Annotated in this window: 15 protein-coding genes; 4 read left to right on the top strand and 11 right to left on the bottom strand. The window is 33.7% G+C overall.

Going from position 1 to position 17,285, the window contains the following annotated elements:
• Nucleotides 1–200: 200 nt before the first annotated feature.
• The 5 genes from DOS84_RS11805 to DOS84_RS11825 form a co-directional block, all read right to left on the bottom strand.
• Nucleotides 201–632 carry a hypothetical protein gene (locus tag DOS84_RS11805; RefSeq protein WP_111410334.1) on the bottom strand — a complete coding sequence of 144 codons (432 nt, stop codon included), beginning with the start codon at nt 630–632 and terminating at the stop codon, nt 201–203.
• A complete protein-coding gene (locus DOS84_RS11810) occupies nt 629–1,129 on the bottom strand; it encodes a GNAT family N-acetyltransferase (protein WP_111410335.1) in 501 nt (166 codons plus the stop codon). Before DOS84_RS11810 ends, DOS84_RS11805 begins: the two co-directional genes overlap by 4 nt.
• Nucleotides 1,130–1,312: 183 nt before the next feature.
• Nucleotides 1,313–1,684, bottom strand: coding sequence for a nuclear transport factor 2 family protein (locus tag DOS84_RS11815; RefSeq protein ID WP_165830429.1), 372 nt, complete (start codon nt 1,682–1,684; stop codon nt 1,313–1,315).
• A 10-nt stretch (nt 1,685–1,694) separates the two neighbouring features.
• Nucleotides 1,695–2,060 (bottom strand): DUF2200 domain-containing protein, encoded by a 366-nt coding sequence (locus DOS84_RS11820; RefSeq protein WP_111410337.1) that lies wholly within the window; start codon nt 2,058–2,060, stop codon nt 1,695–1,697.
• Between the two features lie 315 nt (nt 2,061–2,375).
• Complete coding sequence (locus tag DOS84_RS11825) at nt 2,376–2,855, bottom strand: hypothetical protein (RefSeq protein WP_111410338.1); 480 nt, start codon at nt 2,853–2,855, stop codon at nt 2,376–2,378.
• A 251-nt stretch (nt 2,856–3,106) separates the two neighbouring features.
• On the opposite strand from DOS84_RS11825, the gene DOS84_RS11830 reads away from it, so the two are divergent.
• From DOS84_RS11830 to DOS84_RS11845, 4 genes are all read left to right on the top strand, one after another.
• The gene (locus DOS84_RS11830; protein ID WP_111410339.1) at nt 3,107–3,547 is read left to right on the top strand and encodes a CPBP family intramembrane glutamic endopeptidase; all 441 of its coding nucleotides are present in this window, start codon (nt 3,107–3,109) and stop codon (nt 3,545–3,547) included.
• A gap of 13 nt (nt 3,548–3,560) precedes the next feature.
• On the top strand, nt 3,561–4,049 hold the full coding sequence (locus DOS84_RS11835) for a DUF1905 domain-containing protein (protein WP_111410340.1): 489 nt from the start codon (nt 3,561–3,563) through the stop codon (nt 4,047–4,049).
• Nucleotides 4,050–4,217: 168 nt separating this feature from the next.
• Nucleotides 4,218–5,195 (top strand): Gfo/Idh/MocA family protein, encoded by a 978-nt coding sequence (locus DOS84_RS11840; RefSeq protein ID WP_111410341.1) that lies wholly within the window; start codon nt 4,218–4,220, stop codon nt 5,193–5,195.
• Between the two features lie 104 nt (nt 5,196–5,299).
• Entirely contained in the window at nt 5,300–6,835 is a 1,536-nt protein-coding gene (locus tag DOS84_RS11845; protein ID WP_111410342.1) for a YifB family Mg chelatase-like AAA ATPase, read from the top strand.
• A 208-nt stretch (nt 6,836–7,043) separates the two neighbouring features.
• Here the strand turns inward: DOS84_RS11845 and DOS84_RS11850 are convergent, their stop codons facing one another.
• From DOS84_RS11850 to DOS84_RS11880, 6 genes are all read right to left on the bottom strand, one after another.
• Nucleotides 7,044–8,333: a DEAD/DEAH box helicase gene (locus DOS84_RS11850; protein ID WP_111410343.1), complete on the bottom strand. Its 1,290-nt coding sequence runs from the start codon at nt 8,331–8,333 to the stop codon at nt 7,044–7,046.
• A gap of 367 nt (nt 8,334–8,700) precedes the next feature.
• The gene (gene ypfJ / locus DOS84_RS11860; RefSeq protein WP_111410345.1) at nt 8,701–9,561 is read right to left on the bottom strand and encodes a KPN_02809 family neutral zinc metallopeptidase; all 861 of its coding nucleotides are present in this window, start codon (nt 9,559–9,561) and stop codon (nt 8,701–8,703) included.
• A gap of 76 nt (nt 9,562–9,637) precedes the next feature.
• A complete protein-coding gene (locus DOS84_RS11865) occupies nt 9,638–13,030 on the bottom strand; it encodes a PAS domain S-box protein (RefSeq protein ID WP_165830430.1) in 3,393 nt (1,130 codons plus the stop codon).
• A gap of 745 nt (nt 13,031–13,775) precedes the next feature.
• A complete protein-coding gene (locus tag DOS84_RS11870; protein WP_111410347.1) occupies nt 13,776–14,543 on the bottom strand; it encodes a DUF2189 domain-containing protein in 768 nt (255 codons plus the stop codon).
• A gap of 573 nt (nt 14,544–15,116) precedes the next feature.
• Complete coding sequence (locus DOS84_RS11875) at nt 15,117–16,445, bottom strand: aldehyde dehydrogenase (protein ID WP_111410348.1); 1,329 nt, start codon at nt 16,443–16,445, stop codon at nt 15,117–15,119.
• Between the two features lie 72 nt (nt 16,446–16,517).
• The gene (locus DOS84_RS11880; RefSeq protein WP_111410349.1) at nt 16,518–17,207 is read right to left on the bottom strand and encodes an RluA family pseudouridine synthase; all 690 of its coding nucleotides are present in this window, start codon (nt 17,205–17,207) and stop codon (nt 16,518–16,520) included.
• Nucleotides 17,208–17,285 lie beyond the last annotated feature (78 nt).

Raw genomic sequence — 17,285 nt, forward strand, 5'->3', positions numbered from 1 at the left:
TCTCATTTACTTCATCAGTTCTACAAAGATTGTGTGGGCGTAACCCCACGGCACAAAGGGGCTTATTTATAGTACCGCTTATGCAGCCCCTTTGTGCCGCGGGGTCGGGCTATCCGCGCTACTTCGGTAGCCAGCTTCTATCCCTTACGCGGGTATATAAGATCTTTAGGAAAAGCGAGCGAGTTTTGATTTTTATTCGCTTAATTTTTAATGAATTTCACGACTGAATATATAGAATTGAAAATTAACAGAACAATACTAACTAGAAAAATGAAAAGAAATCCTATTGGTAAATAAACGGCTTGCAATTCTGAAAGAAAGGGATGTGCAAAATAATATCCAGGAGAATAGGGCTGGGTAATGATGTCATATATCATGAAGTAAGTCAAAGGCATTGCAAAAAACAGTAGTTGAGCCCATATCAATTTCTTTGAAATGAATTTTTGGAAAGTAAATGATAAAAGGACAGGAATTAAAAATAGCAGCAATAAAACAATTCCAAAGTGAGAAGAACTTATTATATAATAAGTGTCATAAATATTAATTACTTGGTCTTTAGGACTGATAAATGAAAACAAAGCCAAAATTATTCCTAGTAGAATAAAGATTGTTATAGGAAGTTGTTTTTTCATGTGTTCTGTCTTAATTCGTATTCCATTTCGTCATCGTCCAAATCAGCAATTTTAATAAAGTTAAGGTTCTCAAGAAGCTTTATTGCTTTCTCATTTTGTTTAGTTGTTGCAGCCCAAACTCGTTTTAGTTGGATAGTATCTATTCCAAAGCCAATAGCCAATAGCATAGCCGAAGTCATAAAACCTTGTCCACGGTATTGCGGTAATAAAACACAACCAAGTTCGCCTGCTTCCCGGTCAAACCCACGATAGTAACCGCAAGTCCCAATAATTTTATTTGTAGCATTGTCTGCAATGCCCCAATGAATGGAATTCCCATCAAGATAGTCTTTGTTTATTTTATCTTGCATCTCAGTCGCTTCTTGAAGTGTAGTTGCCTGAATAGCATCATAAAATGAAATTTCAATAAGGTTATCAATGTCCTCAATCATAATTTCTCGCAACGAGATTGTGTCACCAGTGATAATTGGGAAAATGTCGTATGGAGGTAGTCTCATTTTATATGTTATTGGGCGTTAAGTTTTTTCTAGTGCTTGCTGGGGTTGGAGAATTGGTAGCAGTTTTTTTTGGCTAAACGAAAATACGAAAAAAGGAAACTCCACAAACACCATACTTTATTAAAAATGTAACCTCGTTCAAACGGATTTAAACGAGGTTATTTTTGAAAACTATTTTGGAAATTATTTTTTTGGCTCAACAACAGCAAGATTATTGATAAGTTTCCATTCATTATCCGTGTCCAATACGAGAGAATTATACGAAACAAAATGATTTTCGGCGCTTTCCAAACGCAGTTTTACGATAGCGATAGAGTCACTTTCATCAATGCTTTCAATGATCATTTTTCTGGGCAATCCGCCAAAAATGCCCTCTTTTATATTTGATAAGTATTTCTGTTTGTCAATAATAGTTATTCCGGGAGTTCCCATGAAGCCATTATTTGTAACCCTAAAATCATCATGAAGTACTTTGTCCAATAATTGTACATCACTTGTATCTCCTCCCTTAACAAAATGGGTTATGGCTTGATTTATTTTTTCTTTTTTTGTCATTATCGATAATTTATGCTTTCCGTAAAATCTTGTCCATCTTTTTTCCTTTCGCCAATTCATCCACTAATTTGTCTAAATATCGTACCTGTTTTGTCAACGGATTTGTAATTTCTTCCACCCGATAGCCACAGATAACGCCCGTAATTAAGTGGGCATTACTATTTAGTTTGGCTTTCTGAAAAAATGTTTCAAATGACAAATTTTCATCAATCAGTACTCGCAGATCTTTTTCATTAAAACCAGTGAGCCACTCAATTACTTGATGTAATTCTTCCTTGGTTCTTCCTTTTTTCTCAACTTTGACTACATAGAGCGGATATACCGAAGCAAAAGTCAGTTTTGCGATTCGTTCATTGTGTTCGGTTGTTGTTGTCATGCTTAACATTTAAAATTGCCCAGTATGAAGTGAGTAAATATTGTCTATAATTTTCACTTGTCACAAGAAGGTTGGTACTAAATTAAGTTCATTATTTGGATTAACCAAAACATTCCAATATCAAAATTTGCTATTAAATTTTCGAAGAATTACTAAAACAAGTTACTTTACATTAATAATAATCTGGAGATATAAGGATTTCTTCTATATTGTTTGTTTTCTTCGAAATTCTAATCTCTTTTAAACAAGTTCCTTTTTCATCTTTGGTTTCGCAGTGTATTAAAACTTCATCAATAAGTGTATCATTTTTGTTCTTTACAAAAATTTTAGAGAGTTCATTGTTGGTATAATAAAAATATACTGTGTGTAGAAAGGTGGAAAATTATCTACTATTTTATTAATCGTTCCATTTTTGTTATAATGATAAATGGCTTCATTTTGTTTGTACTGTTTTTTGGTATAGCAGCTGATGCGTTCCCGTTGCTTAGGTTTCCAACGTGTTTTACAGTAATAAGGTTCTTTATCTGGATAAGATTCCACTACAAACCATAATTTCTTTTTGCTTTCCTGCAATAGATTACCCGTAGCGTCTAGAGTTTTGGAGTATTTGATTCGGCCATTTTTGGTAAAGAGCATTTGCTTTTTGCGCAAAAGCTTTTTCTCATTATTTCCAACTACATATGTTTCTTCGGTTGCTGATTTTATTCTTTCAGGCAGCAGTTGTTTCTTAGTATCCTTTTTTGTGGCACATGATTGTACTAAAAACAGAAGAATAATAAAAAATAAAACTTTCATAATCGTAAAGTTTAGTGATATACTAAGTTACGGATTTTAGAATATCAGGTGAAAAAATAATGCCCTGATGTATGCTTCAGAATGCCCGATATACGCTTCGGAATCTCATTTGTAATCTTCAGACAAGTAATTACCCTCTTTCTATTAATTTTCACGGTCATCGGATTGCTAGTTTATTGCTGCTAAGCTATTTTTGGTTTATAATTTGTATTTTCGTTTACCATTAAATTCGCTAACAGAAAGCTAACAAGATGAATGAAGAAATAAAATCTGCGTTAATTAGAGTAGTTCCTTTTGTGATGATTTTGGCAGGTTTGTTTATTGCCAGCAAAAGAAGAAAAATTGACCGGGCAGTAGATTTGGGTTTGCAAAAACCAAATTCAATGACTCACTTTTTCTTTTTTACTTTTGGATTTCTGGGATTTATTCTATTGACAGAATTTTTTCTTTATAAATTGGGAATTTTAGAAATAGACAAATGGAATCATGCATTCTTTCCTTCCATCATAAGAATTGTTGGTGCCGTCATTTTGGCGCCAATATCCGAAGAACTTATTTTTAGGGGTTTGCTTTTGAGTAAGCTTTCCAAAAAAGTAAATTATGCTAGACAATTTACAAAATCAATTTATACTCCAATTGCGATGCATATTATGGGAAATTTCTTGGCCACATTGGAACGGTTTATTTATTAAATGATTAGATTTTATGGTAACAAATAAATTTCCAGCAGAAATTCAAATAATAGGAGTGAACCCATTTGTTTTTCTGCCAGACTCCGTTTTGGATTCCATTTTCAAGGAAGCCAATAAAGACAAGGGAAAAATCCCTGTCAAAATAAAAATTGAAGGACATGAGTTTATTCAAACACTAATTAAATACAGAGGACATTGGCGGCTGTACTTAAATACGCCCATGCGAAAAATAGCCAAAAAAGAAGTAGGGGATATTGCCACTTTTGAAATTGCTTTTGACCCAGAAGAAAGAGTAGTTCCGATGCATTCCAAATTAATCCTAGCACTAAACGAAAATCCAGATGCTCAAAGAATCTTCGACAGTTTAAGACCGTCACTTCAATTGGAAATTGTTAGGTATATATCGTTTTTAAAGACCGAAGAATCCATTGATAAAAACGTTTTGAGAGCTGTAAACTTTTTACTTGGAAAAGAAAGATTTATCGGGAGAGATAAACCTTAATATTGTTTAACCGCAAAGTTCACAAAGGAAGCCCAAGGCACTGAAATCTTTGTAGACTTCGCATAATTCTTTGTGAACTTTGCGGTAATTTTTAGGTTAACATTACCAAATACAGCTTTCAGGTTCTTTAAAACCCTTATATTTACTTATTAAAAAGACAAGTCTCTAATGGGAAATAGTATAAAAATAAAGTGGGGAATTATTGGTTTGGGAAAGATTGCCAATCAATTTGCCAAGGAATTACAATTAGTCAAATCGGCTGAGCTTTGTGCAGTAGCTTCCAGAAATCTTGACAAAGCCCAGGAGTTTGCGAATCTTTTCCAATGTCCAAAAGCGTATGGATCGTATGAAGAACTCTTTCAAGACGAAAGTGTCGATATCCTTTATATTGCCACACCACACGATTCCCACGCAGAGCTAACCATCAAAGCATTGCAAAACAACAAGCATGTGTTGTGTGAAAAGCCAATTGCTTTGCATTATCAAGATGCTTTGCAGATGATTAAAACGGCCAAAGAATGCAACAAGTTTTTTATGGAGGCGTTCTGGACTCGTTTCAATCCTTCGGTGCGGGAAGCGCTGTATCATGTTCAAAACGGGGTAATTGGCGATGTGAAATACCTTAATGCTGATTTTGCTTTTGCAGTCGAAGACCTTGAAGGTAATAGAATGACAGATACAAAACTTGGAGGGGGTTCATTGATGGATGTTGGGGTGTATCCCTTGTTTTTGGCTTATTTGATGATGGGAATTCCCAAAGAAATTGTGGCTAAATCTAATTTTCATTCCACTGGTGCCGACTTGCAAACGTCCATCATTTTGCAATATGAAACAGCCCAAGCAATATTGCATTCCAGTTTTTTATCTTCTTCTAATTTAAAAGCTTCGATAAGTGGCACTCAAGGCCGCATTAATCTAAATTCTCCTTGGTACATGACTGAGTCCTATACTTTAATTCAGGATGACCATAAAGAAAAAATCAAAAGGCCAACTCTTGGTAAAGGTTATACCTACGAAATTGAAGAATGTCATACCTGTATCAGGGGAAAGGAAATAGAAAGCCAGCTTTGGTCGCATCAAAATAGCCTGGATCTTATTTCAATTGTGGATGAAGTCAGGAAGCAAATTGGGTTGGTGTATTTGTAAATTAAAATGTATTGAAACATAAAATTGTTATATAAGTAAGAATTTGATTAAATATTTTTGGTTTGAAGTAAAATAGTATTTACATTTAAACAAAACTATTTTATATGTTAATCAAAGTTTACGGAAGTGCTGTTTTTGGAGTAGATGCAACAACCATCACTGTGGAAGTGAATATTGATAAAGGTGTAGGCTATCACTTGGTAGGTTTGCCAGATAATGCTATAAAAGAAAGCAGTTATCGCATTGCTGCCGCCTTGAAAAATAATGGTTACAGTCTCCCTGTTAAAAAAATAACCATCAATATGGCTCCCGCCGATTTACGGAAGGAAGGTTCAGCCTATGATTTGACCCTTGCCATCGGGATTCTTGCCGCATCAGGACAAATCAAATCAGATGAAGTGGACAAATACCTGATTATGGGTGAACTTTCACTTGACGGAAGTTTACAGCCTATAAAAGGGGGACTTCCTATTGCCATTAAAGCCAAAGAAGAGGGTTTTAAAGGTTTCTTCCTGCCTAAACAAAACGTAAAAGAAGCGGCAATTGTGACTGGTCTTGAAGTTTACGGTGTGGAGAATGTATTGGAAGTCATTGATTTTTTTGAAGGAAAAGGAACATTAGTGCCCACTACTATAGACACTAGAGCCGAGTTTTATAAGACCTTAGATTTTCCAGAATTTGATTTTGCCGAAGTTAGGGGACAAGAATCTATCAAACGGTGTATGGAAATTGCGGCTGCGGGCGGACATAATATTATTTTGATAGGTCCCCCAGGTTCTGGAAAGACGATGATTGCTAAACGATTGCCTAGTATTTTGCCTCCAATGACTTTAAAAGAAGCTTTGGAAACCACAAAAATTCACAGTGTTGCAGGAAAAATAAAGGATGTCGGCTTAATGAATCAGCGTCCTTTTCGGAGTCCACATCATACAGCTTCATCAGTGGCGCTTGTGGGAGGAGGAAGTTATCCGCAACCTGGCGAAATTTCGTTGGCACACAATGGAGTTTTGTTTTTGGATGAATTGCCCGAGTTTAAACGTGAAGTACTGGAAGTAATGCGACAGCCATTGGAAGATAGGGAAGTAACCATTTCGCGGGCAAAATTTACGATAACGTATCCCTCGTCATTTATGTTGGTGGCAAGCATGAATCCGAGTCCGAGTGGATTTTTCAATGACCCGGATTCTCCCAATACTTCATCTCCTCATGAAATGACTCGCTATTTGAGTAAAATTTCCGGTCCCTTATTGGATAGAATTGATATTCATATTGAAGTAACGCCTGTTCCTTTTGATAAATTAACCGAAAAAAGAAATGGGGAAAGTAGTGTAGAAATAAGAAAACGTGTTACTTCGGCTCGTGAAATCCAATCCAAAAGATTCGAAGAAATAGATCATATTCATTATAATGCACAAATGAGTTCGAAACTAATACGCGAGCATTGCGCTCTCGATGATGCTTCGTTGCAATTGTTGAAAACCGCTATGGAAAGATTGAATCTTTCTGCCCGTGCTTTTGACAGAATTCTGAAAGTCTCCAGAACTATAGCCGATTTGGAGGGAGTAGATGTGGTTGGTTCCGGACATATCGCCGAAGCTATTCAGTATAGAAGTTTGGATCGTGATGGGTGGTTGGGGTAGAAGATCGCAGATTTTTGTTTGCAGATTTTAGAAAATTTGAAGGAAATAAAAAACGTATAATTTAGCCCCGATTGCAGTGGAAATCCTTTTCCTTTTTTCTTTAAAAAGGAAAAGATTGCAACATAAAGCGGGACTTATCTTCAAAAGAAACGAAAAACTTCTGCTCCTAAAAAATTATACAAATCTGGTTCTTGGATAGCTTTAGCAATTATCTAGTAGTGCGCCTGTCGTTATTTTGACTTGGACGTCTTGGACCAAAACTATTAGTTGTGCTTCTGCTTGTCGTATCAGTTTTTGGTTTCTTGGGAGTTGAATTGCGCTGTTGTCTCCCTTGGCCTTGCTTTATGGGTTCAGTTGATGCGTTAGGATCTGGTTCAAAACCTTTAATGTTTTCTTTGGGCAATTTCAGGCCAACCAATTTTTCGATATCGCGTAAAAAAACAGTTTCATCTGGACTAAATAGAGAAATAGCTTCTCCACTGGCTCCAGCTCTTCCTGTTCTACCAATTCGGTGAACATAATCTTCTGGAATATTAGGCAATTCGAAATTAATAACATGTGGTAACAATGGAATGTCCAAACCACGAGCAGCGATATCTGTAGCGATCAAAGCGGTTAGGCTTCCGTTTTTGAAACCGGCTAAGGCTTTGGTACGTGCGCCTTGGCCTTTATTGCCATGAATTGCTGCTGCTTTAATACCGGAACTGATCATGCTTTCCGTCAGCTTATTGGCGCCCTGTTTGGTACGTGTAAACACCAAAATCTGTTTCCAGTTGCCCTCCGTAATAAGTTTAATTATCAATTCTGTTTTTTTCTCTTTTGCAACAGGATATATTTTTTGAATGATAGCATCGACCGTTGTATTTTCGGGAGTGGCTTCAACCTGAACTGGTTTGTGCAAGATACCCATTGCCAATTTCTTAATGTCTTTTGAAAAAGTTGCGGAAAATAACAAGTTTTGTCTTTTTGGAGGCAAAACTTTCATCACGCGCTCAATATCTCTTAAAAAGCCCATGTCCAGCATTCGGTCTGCTTCATCCAAAACCAAGATTTCAACTTTAGAAAGCGATATTAAACCTTGATTTTGCAAATCGATTAATCGACCGGGAGTTGCTACTAAAATATCCACACCTTGACGCAATTGACTAACCTGTGGATTTTGGTTTACACCGCCAAAAATTACGGTACTGCGTAAATCTAGAAACTCACTGTATTCTTTTATATTAGCTAATATTTGTGCAGCTAGTTCTCGTGTTGGGGTTAATATTAAGGCACGAATGGGTCTGTGGCTTAAGTGTTTTCCTTGTGATAACAATTGTAATATTGGAAGTGTAAAGCCTGCCGTTTTTCCTGTTCCTGTCTGTGCAGATGCTAAAACGTCTTTGCCTTCTAAAATTGGTGGAATTGCTTTTTGTTGTATTGGGGAAGGGTTTGTGTACCCTTTTTTGCTGATGGCTTTTAATAAAGCATCAGATAAGCCTAATGAGTTGAATGACATAAATTATGATTATGAAGCAAACTTTATTATTTAGTTTACTCCTTTAAGTTGGCGCAAAGGTACTGCTAATTTATTTGATCTGCCTTTGATTACTTTAGATGTTTGATTTGAGATAGATGGATGTTGTTTTAAGTTGTTGGAAATTGTAGTTTGATTAATGCTATTTGGAGCAGAAACATTTGATATTTCATCAACAGTTGTCCCGCTTTCCGTTTCAATCTTTTGTGCCGAACCCCGGCACAAAAGGATTTCTACTGCAATCGCGGCTAGGCGAGATATTTTGTTTTTTTATCATCATCAAAAAAAAACAATAATTGCACTCAGGCTTTGAATTTATATTGTCATTGCGATTGCTATTGAATCTATTTTAATTCAGCTCTGAAAAAGTATCTCCTTTTTTGAAATCTCCTGAAACAAAACCTCTTTTGAACCAATACATTCGTTCTTCGGAGGTACCGTGGGTAAAGGAATCAGGAACTACTTGACCTTGCATTTTTTTCTGGATTGCATCATCGCCAACTGCATTTGCGGCGCTCAATGCTTCTTCAATATCACCCTCTTCGAGCATTGCATTTTTATTTTCGTTATAATGCGTCCAGAGACCTGCATAAAAATCAGCTTGCAATTCTAAAGAAACAGAAAGCTTATTACTTTCTTTTTCGCTTTTGTTTTGTTGCAATTGATGCACTTTTCCAGAGGTCCCCAATAAGGTTTGTATATGGTGTCCAAATTCGTGTGCCATCACATATGCAACTGCAAAATCGCCTCCTTTAGCTCCAAACTTAGTCCGCAGTTCTTCAAAAAAAGACATGTCCATATAAATGGTTCTGTCTCCAGGACAATAAAAAGGGCCTGAAGCCGAACTGGCTCCTCCGCAGGCGGTTTCAACCTGACCACTAAAAAGAATAAGTTTTGGGGCTTCGAATGTCAGGTCGTTTTCTTCAAATATTTGGGTCCAAACGTCTTCATTATCCGCCATTAGTGTTTTGACAAATTCACCTTCCGTTTTTTCTGCATCAGTCAAAGGCCTGGTTTCGGTTTGCGTGGTTTGCTGTTGGTTGAATTGCTCTAAAATTGGGGTAATCATTTGGGCATTTTCACCTCCAAAAGCATTTACAAGTAAAATAATAATTCCAATTATTCCGCCGCCAATAGCGGTTTTACCTCCGGAGGACATACCTCTGCGGTCTTCTACATTATCGCTTTGTCTTCTGCCAATCCATTTCATATCTAGTTCGTATTAGTTTTATAATGATATTACTGCCATTCTCCATTAACTTTATGATTTTGTAATCAGGTCAATTTTATAATGCGTTGCTTTTTGCTTTTAACCATTTTTCTAAAATGTCTTCAAGTGTTTTCTTTACAATTGGTTTGGGTACATAGTCGTTCATGCCAGCTTCTATACATTTTTCTTTTTCACCCATCACGGTTCCAGCGGTAAGTGCGATAATAATGGTGTCTTTAAACTGCTCGATTTCTCGAATTTTTTTTGTGGCTTCATAACCGTTGACTAAAGGCATTTGGATGTCCATTAAAACGATATCTGGAACAACTTCCAATGCTTTTAAAAGAGCCTTTTCTCCATCAACAGATTCATAAATTTTACATTTTGGAATAATTTGTTTGACTAATGTTTTGGTCAAAAGCATATTGATTTTGTTGTCTTCAACAATCAATATTTTTGGCTCTTCATTTTCTAATGTTAAGGTACGATTTTCGGAGATGTTTTTTTCTTTATCTATCGCTTTTTTTTGTTTTGATTTATTACTGCTTTTTAGCTTTATATCAAAGAAAAATGTACTCCCTATGTTGAATTGACTGTTTATCTGTAGTTTACTGTTCATTAGTCCCAGTAATTGATTTGAAATAGTCAACCCTAATCCTGTTCCTCCAAATTTTTTGGTTGTTGAACTATCTTCTTGTGAAAAGGCCTGAAAAATTATTTTCTGGTTGTTTTTTCGAATTCCGATTCCAGTATCTTTTACTGAAAAACGCAATGCGGTTTGATTTTTTTGAATTTCCAATGCTGAAATGGTAAGATCTATTTTTCCTTTATGCGTAAATTTAACAGCATTGGTTAATAGATTGATAAGTACTTGCTTTAAACGGATGTAGTCTACCCAAATGTATTTTGGCACATTTTCCTCAATAATATAGTTTATTTCTAAATTTTTGGAATGGGCTTGATAATTGATCAGTTCTTTTATTTGAAGGATAATGTCATCGATACAATATTTTTCTATATTGAGTTCTAGTTTTCCAGATTCAATTTTTGAAAAATCCAAAATATCATTTACAACTTCCAATAAAATGTTAGCCGATTGATTAATGGTGCTCATGTACTGTTTTTGGGTATTTTCCAGTTTAGAATTCATTAATAGATCAGTATAGCCAATGATTCCGTTTAAAGGAGTTCGTATTTCATGACTCATGTTGGCAAGAAATTCTGATTTAGCTTTATTTGCAGCTTCTGCCAATTCTTTTTCCTTGACGATGGACTCATTTTTTTTCTTTTCGGTAATATCAATTAATATACCTTCCATGAAAGCAATTTCACCATTCTTGATAATTGAATCCCCAAACTCCTCTACCCAAACAATGGAACCATTTTTATGTATAATTCGATAGATAACATGAAGTGGTTTTTTTTCCTCCAGAGCAATCTTATTTTTCAATAAAACATTTTCTAAATCTTGAGAAAGGATTAAGTCTATAAAATATATTTTATTTTCTAAGAAATCAGATTTCGGGTAACCTGTTAATTTTTCTATTTCGTCATTAAGGTAAATTTTAGTATATTTTTCATCATAATTTGATAGAAAAACAGTTCCTGGGATGTTATTTGCGAGTAATCGGAATCGTTCTTCACTTTCTTCAATAATAGCTTCGTTTATATTTCTTTCGATAGAGGAGGATATGTTTTTTACCAATAAATGTAAAATAGAAATTTCATCGTTACTCCAAATACGCTCTTTGCTTGAATCATCAAATACAAAAAAACCATCAAATTCATTTTTAATAAAAACTGGAAATAACAGCATTGAATCTGGGTTCAAATTCTTTAAAAATAATTTTATCCTTTCATTTTGAATTTTATCTTTTATGCTTTCAAAAAATTGTTGAGGCGATAAGTCTTTTATATTATTGTCAAATTCAGAAAATGAGAGGTTCTGTAATTTAGGGTGTACTGTGTCAAAATCTTGCAACTCATTTGTCCACATGCATTTTTGGTCAAATAAATGCGTTTTTGAATCTTTCTTAAAATAGGAAATCCGTTCAGATAAGGTTATTTTGCCAAGCTCATTTATAATTCCCATAATGAGTTTGCTAGTACTTTTTTGCAATAAAAATTGATTGGTGTTTTTATTGATAACCAAAAGAAGTTCACTTTTATAGGCTAATTTTCGTTCGATTTCTAATCGCATTTGAGAAGCCAATGCAATTACAATCAGATCTGAGATAGATTTTGCAAAATTAATATCCTCGTTGTCCCAATTTCTAATTTCGCCAGTACTTTCGTACGAAAGTATGCCTTTTAATTCTCCATCTATGAAAACAGGTGTGTCGAGTGTTGAAAATATGTTATTGCTGTAAACATATGTGCTTTTTATTTTATTGTTGGTTGCATAAGATCCAATATCTGATTGTACGACTTGAAGCTTACTTTCAATTTTCTGGAAATAACCTAGATTTTCATGTCTATAAAATCGAATTTCATTTTCTAATATGTTTGTTTGTGATTCAAAAAGTTTATTGCAAATAATTTTATCCTTGTCGTATATCCAATAACTAGATCTGTTTACACCCAATGTTAAAGAGGTAATTTGTAGAATTCTAGTGATAGTTTGGTCAAAATTGCCATTATTAGAATGGTTAGATACCGCTATATCCTTTAACGTTTTGCTGTATTTTTCTATTTTGTATTGTCTTTTTGATTTTTCATTTTCGATGTTTCTTAAGAGTGTAATATCTCTTGCAATTCCTGAATAGCCATCAATTTCTCCAAAACTATTTCTTCTGATAAAAACATTTTGAGAAATCCATAATTCACTTCCATCCTTTTTGATAATAGGAAATTCAAGTGTGGTAAAATTTTCTTCAATATCAAGAATGTTTTGGTAAAAACTCATGGTATTAGTTACGTAATCTTTTCGTATTATGGAAGAGAAATTTTTATCTAGGAATTCCTCTTTTGAATATCCTAAAATTTTTATTGCGTAATCATTTATAAAGGTGAATTTTCCTTTATAATCAGCTTCAAAAATGATATCGACGGCAGTTTGAATTAAGTTTTCGTACTGATTTCGTATTTTTATTTCATTAGTAATATCTTGACCTATTCCAATTATGGAGTCTTCGGAAAATTGTTTGTCAATCCATTGGATAAATTTATATTCTCCGTTTTTACATTTTAATTTTCTAACATATAATCGGTTGTCTACAAAATTTGTATGATAATTAATGCCAATAAATTCAGGATCTTCTGTTAGTTTCCAAAATCCCATTCCCATTACCTCACCTGGAGTATAACCTAAAATAGAAATAATGGTATCACTGCAAAAAGTAACTTCTCCTTTTTTGTTAGTGGCTATTGTAAGCGAGTTCCCTTTGTTTACAATTTCATTGGTAAAATTAAATTTCTCTTGGATTTTTGTTATTGAAACGTGTCTTATATGGTTTATGATAAATACCATAATACCATAATTGATTAGTATAATAGCCCTTTTGACAGGGACTAAATCAAAAGCAAAAATTAAAAATAAATAGCCAAAGACAAAACTTGAAAATATCCAATATTTTTTTATTGGTTTAATGATAATATAGGAAAAGAAAAATAAAACTATAAATGCATAAGTGGGAATAATATCATTCTGTAGAAATATAATATTGTATCCAATTAACATCGAATAGAGATAAAATAAGAAGATATAGATAGTTTTAATTCTATCATACAAATATTTTGATTTTTCACTTATTAAAAATAATAAAAGAAAAAAACAACCTATTGAAAAGTTGTTGATTAATAGGCTTTTGGGTCTGACATGAAATAATTCAAAGAGTATCTCTAAAAATGGAATTATTAGCCCCAGAAATAATAAATAAAGTTGGTATTCTCTTTTGTCTGATTCTTCTACAGGAAGGTTATCTATGTTTTTTAAAATGGAGTTAATTTTGGTGTTTGAATACAATAATGCTATTATTAATATAACAAGTATTACTAATAGGGTTATATTTCTATAGCTTTTCATTATTATATATGTTGACTCTAAACTTAATGACATAGCAATGCAAACTAAGCTTGGTAGAGAAAAGTTGAATTTTAAATAGAGCAGTATGTTACAAAATAATAACATAGATTTTTGGGGTAACTATTTGATTAAAATGTTTACTTCTATGATTTGGTTTTTAAAACTTTATTATTAGATAAATTGAAGTTATTTATTCGATTTCTTGTGCATCAATTCCAACAATAGCATTATAAATTGCATAATTCATAGAATACAGAAACGGTAAGGTAAAAAATACACCGATACAACATCCTATAAAACCTACTAATGAACCAATAAAGGCGACAATTATTAATCCAAGAATAACAAAAGGTTGTTTGAAGATAATCAGAATGCTGTATTTCATAGCTTCAATTGCTTTTAAATCACCAAAAATTATAAGTGGCGAAACAAGGAGTGTGATATAAGAAATGAAATAAGTGATTACTTTTCCAAGTAATTCAAAATGAACATATGAAAGCAAAGTAGCTTGTGCAAAACCAATCGCTGAAATTAAAAATGTGGATATGATAATTTCTTTAAGATACGGCAGCTTATAATACCCAAATAAATCGGAAATATGAAACTCTTCATCTCGGTCTCCACAATGTGCCATTTTTAAAAATGCTGCCTGAAAGGGACTTAATATGCAAGATACTATCAGTGCTATACTACCAAAAACTAAAAAATTAGATTCGGACAGATTTTCAACTTTCAATTTTTCTGGGGAAAGTTCGCGTGTCATTGCAGTAACTCCCATCACGGATACTAACGATACTCCAATGAAGATGACAAATAAAACGCTAAAAATAAAAAGAACTAATCCTGCATATAGAGCTATCTTTTTATAGTTCTCGAAAGCATGATTAAATACGTTAGCGAAATCAATTTGGTATCCATTTTTTTTAATATCCTGTAATCTTTCTTGTGTTGGGGTCATTTTGATTAGATTAATTATGTTGGTTAGATTGAGTTATACTTTAAAAATTGTTTTTCAAATAGTCTTTAAATTGTTTTTTCTCAGATTCCAGAATCAAAAATTATATTGATTTTGAAATTAATGGACAAATTTACTATTTTTTATTCTTTAAGAGTTAATATGGTATTTATGGTAAATTTCGTGGTTATTGACAGTTTAATCATCAAATTTTTAATAGCTAGTGCTTAACTTTTGGAAACAAAGGTCAAGATATAACTTCTCCTGTTTATCTTTAAAATAGAGTTAAATAGTCCGATAATTTTAAAAGCAAAGTACTTGATAAATATCAGAATTCCTAAAAAAATAAAAATAATTAGTTGGAACAGTTTTTTCTTAATAACCTCAGTAAAATCACACTACTTTGGCGTAATTAAATCCTTACTTATTAGTGAGTTTTTTAAAAAAATAAGATTATTTGGGAATTTGCAGGGAAGTTATGGGGTGAAAAATCACTTAAACCAACAGCTTAGGTAGCTAGTTTTAAAAGAAGTAATCTTGGGTATTTTACAGATTCACCAGCAAATTTTTCATTTGCTAAAGCCAATTCAGTATTTTCTTTAAGATATTTATTTTGTTGGCATAGGGAGCATATCGTAAATCCAAATCCAGCCAATTTGCTTTTTTTACAATTCCTTTCTTATGGGAAAAAGTATCAAAGCTCAATTGGCCATGATAGGCGCCGATCCCACTATGGCCAACACCACCAAAAGGAAGTCTTTTGTTGGTAAAATGAATAACCGTATCGTTGACACAGCCACCTCCAAATGTAAAAGTGGTAACTATTTTTCTAGCAAATTTTCTATCGTCGGTAAAAACGTATAATGCTAGTGGTTTCTCGTATCTTGAAATGGTTTGCGATATTTCTTTTTCGTCTCTATAGCTGATTATTGGTAATATAGGCCCGAATATTTCTTCTTGCATCAGTAAACTGTCTAGCGAATTTTCTTCAATTAGAGTCGGAGCAATATAGTGATCTTCAATATCAGTTTCACCACCAAAAATTACTTTTTCGGGTTCAATCAAACTCATTAATCGTATACAGTTTTTTTCGTTTACAATCCGAGCAAAATCTGGAGATTTCTTTGGGTTTTTACCATAAGCTTTTGTGATTTCTGTTTTCAAAAATTCAACAAAATGGCTTTTCATGTCTTCTTGAATCAAAATATAATCAGGGGCAATACAAGTTTGTCCTGCATTCATAAATTTTCCCCATACAATTCTTCTGGCGGCCAATTTTAAATTGGCTGTTTCATCAATAATACAAGGATTTTTTCCGCCTAATTCAAGTGTTACGGGGGTGAGGTGCTCAGCGGCTGCTTTGGCAACAATTTTTCCAACTGCAACGCTTCCGGTAAAGAAAATATAATCCCAACGTTGTGCTAATAATTTTTGTGCGGTTTCAACACCACCTTCAATTACTCTTACATGCTGATGTTGGAAAGATTTTTCAACAATTTTGAGTAATATCGCCGAAGTTTTGGGCGTCAATTCCGATGGTTTTAAAACTACTTGATTACCCGCAGCAACAGCAGATACCAAAGGACAGATCGCTAATTGAAAAGGATAATTCCAAGGAGCAATGATCAAAACTTTACCATAAGGTTCTTTTACAATATAGTCGGTTGAGGGAAAATTAAGAACAGAAGGGAATACTCTTCTGATTTTTGACCATTTTCGGATGTTTTTTATAGTGTCCTTTAATTCGGATATAACATAGCTGGTTTCGGTGGCAATTGACTCAAAAGGTGGTTTTTTGAAATCATCATATAAGGCCTGGATGATTTCATTTTCATGCTTGATAATTACATCCAACAATTTAATTAAAGCTTCTTTTCTTGAACTAATGTTTAATTTGTAATTCATTGCAAAACAGGTTATTTATATACTGCAAGTTAAATTTTAAAATTCATATTTAATATTTTTTTCATTAAAATATTAAATAACTTTCCAAATAACTTCGTCTGGAGTTGGGGCAATAATAGTAATTTCTTCTTTAGAAACGGGGTGGACAAAGACCAGTTTTCGGGCATGAAGATGAATCCCTCCATCGGGATTGCTTCTGTCAAAACCATATTTCAGATCCCCTTTTATTGGGGAGCCAATGGCAGAGAGCTGTGCTCTTATTTGATGGTGTCTGCCAGTGTGCAATTGAATTTCGAGACCGAAATAATTGTCCAATTCTTTGATGATTTTATACTCCAAACTGGCCAATTTACTGTCGGGAACTTCTTTTGCATGTGCTTTTGAAGTATTGTTTTTCTCGTTTCTCTTTATATAATGGACAAGGATGTCTTCATTTTTGGCAGGTCTGTTTTTGACTACCGCCCAATATGTTTTTTTGGTTTCCCTGTTACTGAATAATTCATTCATTCTAGTCAAAGCTTTACTGGTACGGGCAAAAACCACGATTCCCGTAGTAGGCCTGTCTAATCGATGCACTACTCCAAGAAACACTTCACCAGGCTTGTTGTATTTGTCTTTAATGTATTCTTTTACAACATCACTCAATGGTTTGTCGCCTGTTTTGTCACCTTGAACAATATCACCTACACGTTTATTGACCACAATTAAATGGTTGTCTTCGTGTAGGATTTGGAGATTGTTTTTATTTGAAATTACTTTCATTAGATTTTTTGAGTTACTGAGAGACTAAGACGCTAAGTTCCTAAGATAAAACAAACTTAGAAACTTAGCAGCTTAGGA

Origin of the sequence: Flavobacterium aquariorum, from assembly GCF_003254745.1 — a bacterium.
Lineage (GTDB): Bacteria > Bacteroidota > Bacteroidia > Flavobacteriales > Flavobacteriaceae > Flavobacterium > Flavobacterium aquariorum.

Excerpts from the sequence above, each read along its gene's own strand:
- DOS84_RS11865 (WP_165830430.1), bottom strand. The coding sequence starts at position 13,030 with ATGGTATTTATCATAAACCATATAAGACACGTTTCAATAACAAAAATC.
- DOS84_RS11820 (WP_111410337.1), bottom strand. The coding sequence starts at position 2,060 with ATGACAACAACAACCGAACACAATGAACGAATCGCAAAACTGACTTTT.
- DOS84_RS11805 (WP_111410334.1), bottom strand. The coding sequence starts at position 632 with ATGAAAAAACAACTTCCTATAACAATCTTTATTCTACTAGGAATAATT.
- DOS84_RS11850 (WP_111410343.1), bottom strand. The coding sequence starts at position 8,333 with ATGTCATTCAACTCATTAGGCTTATCTGATGCTTTATTAAAAGCCATC.
- DOS84_RS11870 (WP_111410347.1), bottom strand. The coding sequence starts at position 14,543 with ATGACCCCAACACAAGAAAGATTACAGGATATTAAAAAAAATGGATAC.
- DOS84_RS11835 (WP_111410340.1), top strand. The coding sequence starts at position 3,561 with ATGGTAACAAATAAATTTCCAGCAGAAATTCAAATAATAGGAGTGAAC.
- DOS84_RS11810 (WP_111410335.1), bottom strand. The coding sequence starts at position 1,129 with ATGAGACTACCTCCATACGACATTTTCCCAATTATCACTGGTGACACA.
- DOS84_RS11845 (WP_111410342.1), top strand. The coding sequence starts at position 5,300 with ATGTTAATCAAAGTTTACGGAAGTGCTGTTTTTGGAGTAGATGCAACA.
- DOS84_RS11825 (WP_111410338.1), bottom strand. The coding sequence starts at position 2,855 with ATGAAAGTTTTATTTTTTATTATTCTTCTGTTTTTAGTACAATCATGT.
- DOS84_RS11815 (WP_165830429.1), bottom strand. The coding sequence starts at position 1,684 with ATGACAAAAAAAGAAAAAATAAATCAAGCCATAACCCATTTTGTTAAG.
- ypfJ (WP_111410345.1), bottom strand. The coding sequence starts at position 9,561 with ATGAAATGGATTGGCAGAAGACAAAGCGATAATGTAGAAGACCGCAGA.
- DOS84_RS11880 (WP_111410349.1), bottom strand. The coding sequence starts at position 17,207 with ATGAAAGTAATTTCAAATAAAAACAATCTCCAAATCCTACACGAAGAC.
- DOS84_RS11830 (WP_111410339.1), top strand. The coding sequence starts at position 3,107 with ATGAATGAAGAAATAAAATCTGCGTTAATTAGAGTAGTTCCTTTTGTG.
- DOS84_RS11840 (WP_111410341.1), top strand. The coding sequence starts at position 4,218 with ATGGGAAATAGTATAAAAATAAAGTGGGGAATTATTGGTTTGGGAAAG.
- DOS84_RS11875 (WP_111410348.1), bottom strand. The coding sequence starts at position 16,445 with ATGAATTACAAATTAAACATTAGTTCAAGAAAAGAAGCTTTAATTAAA.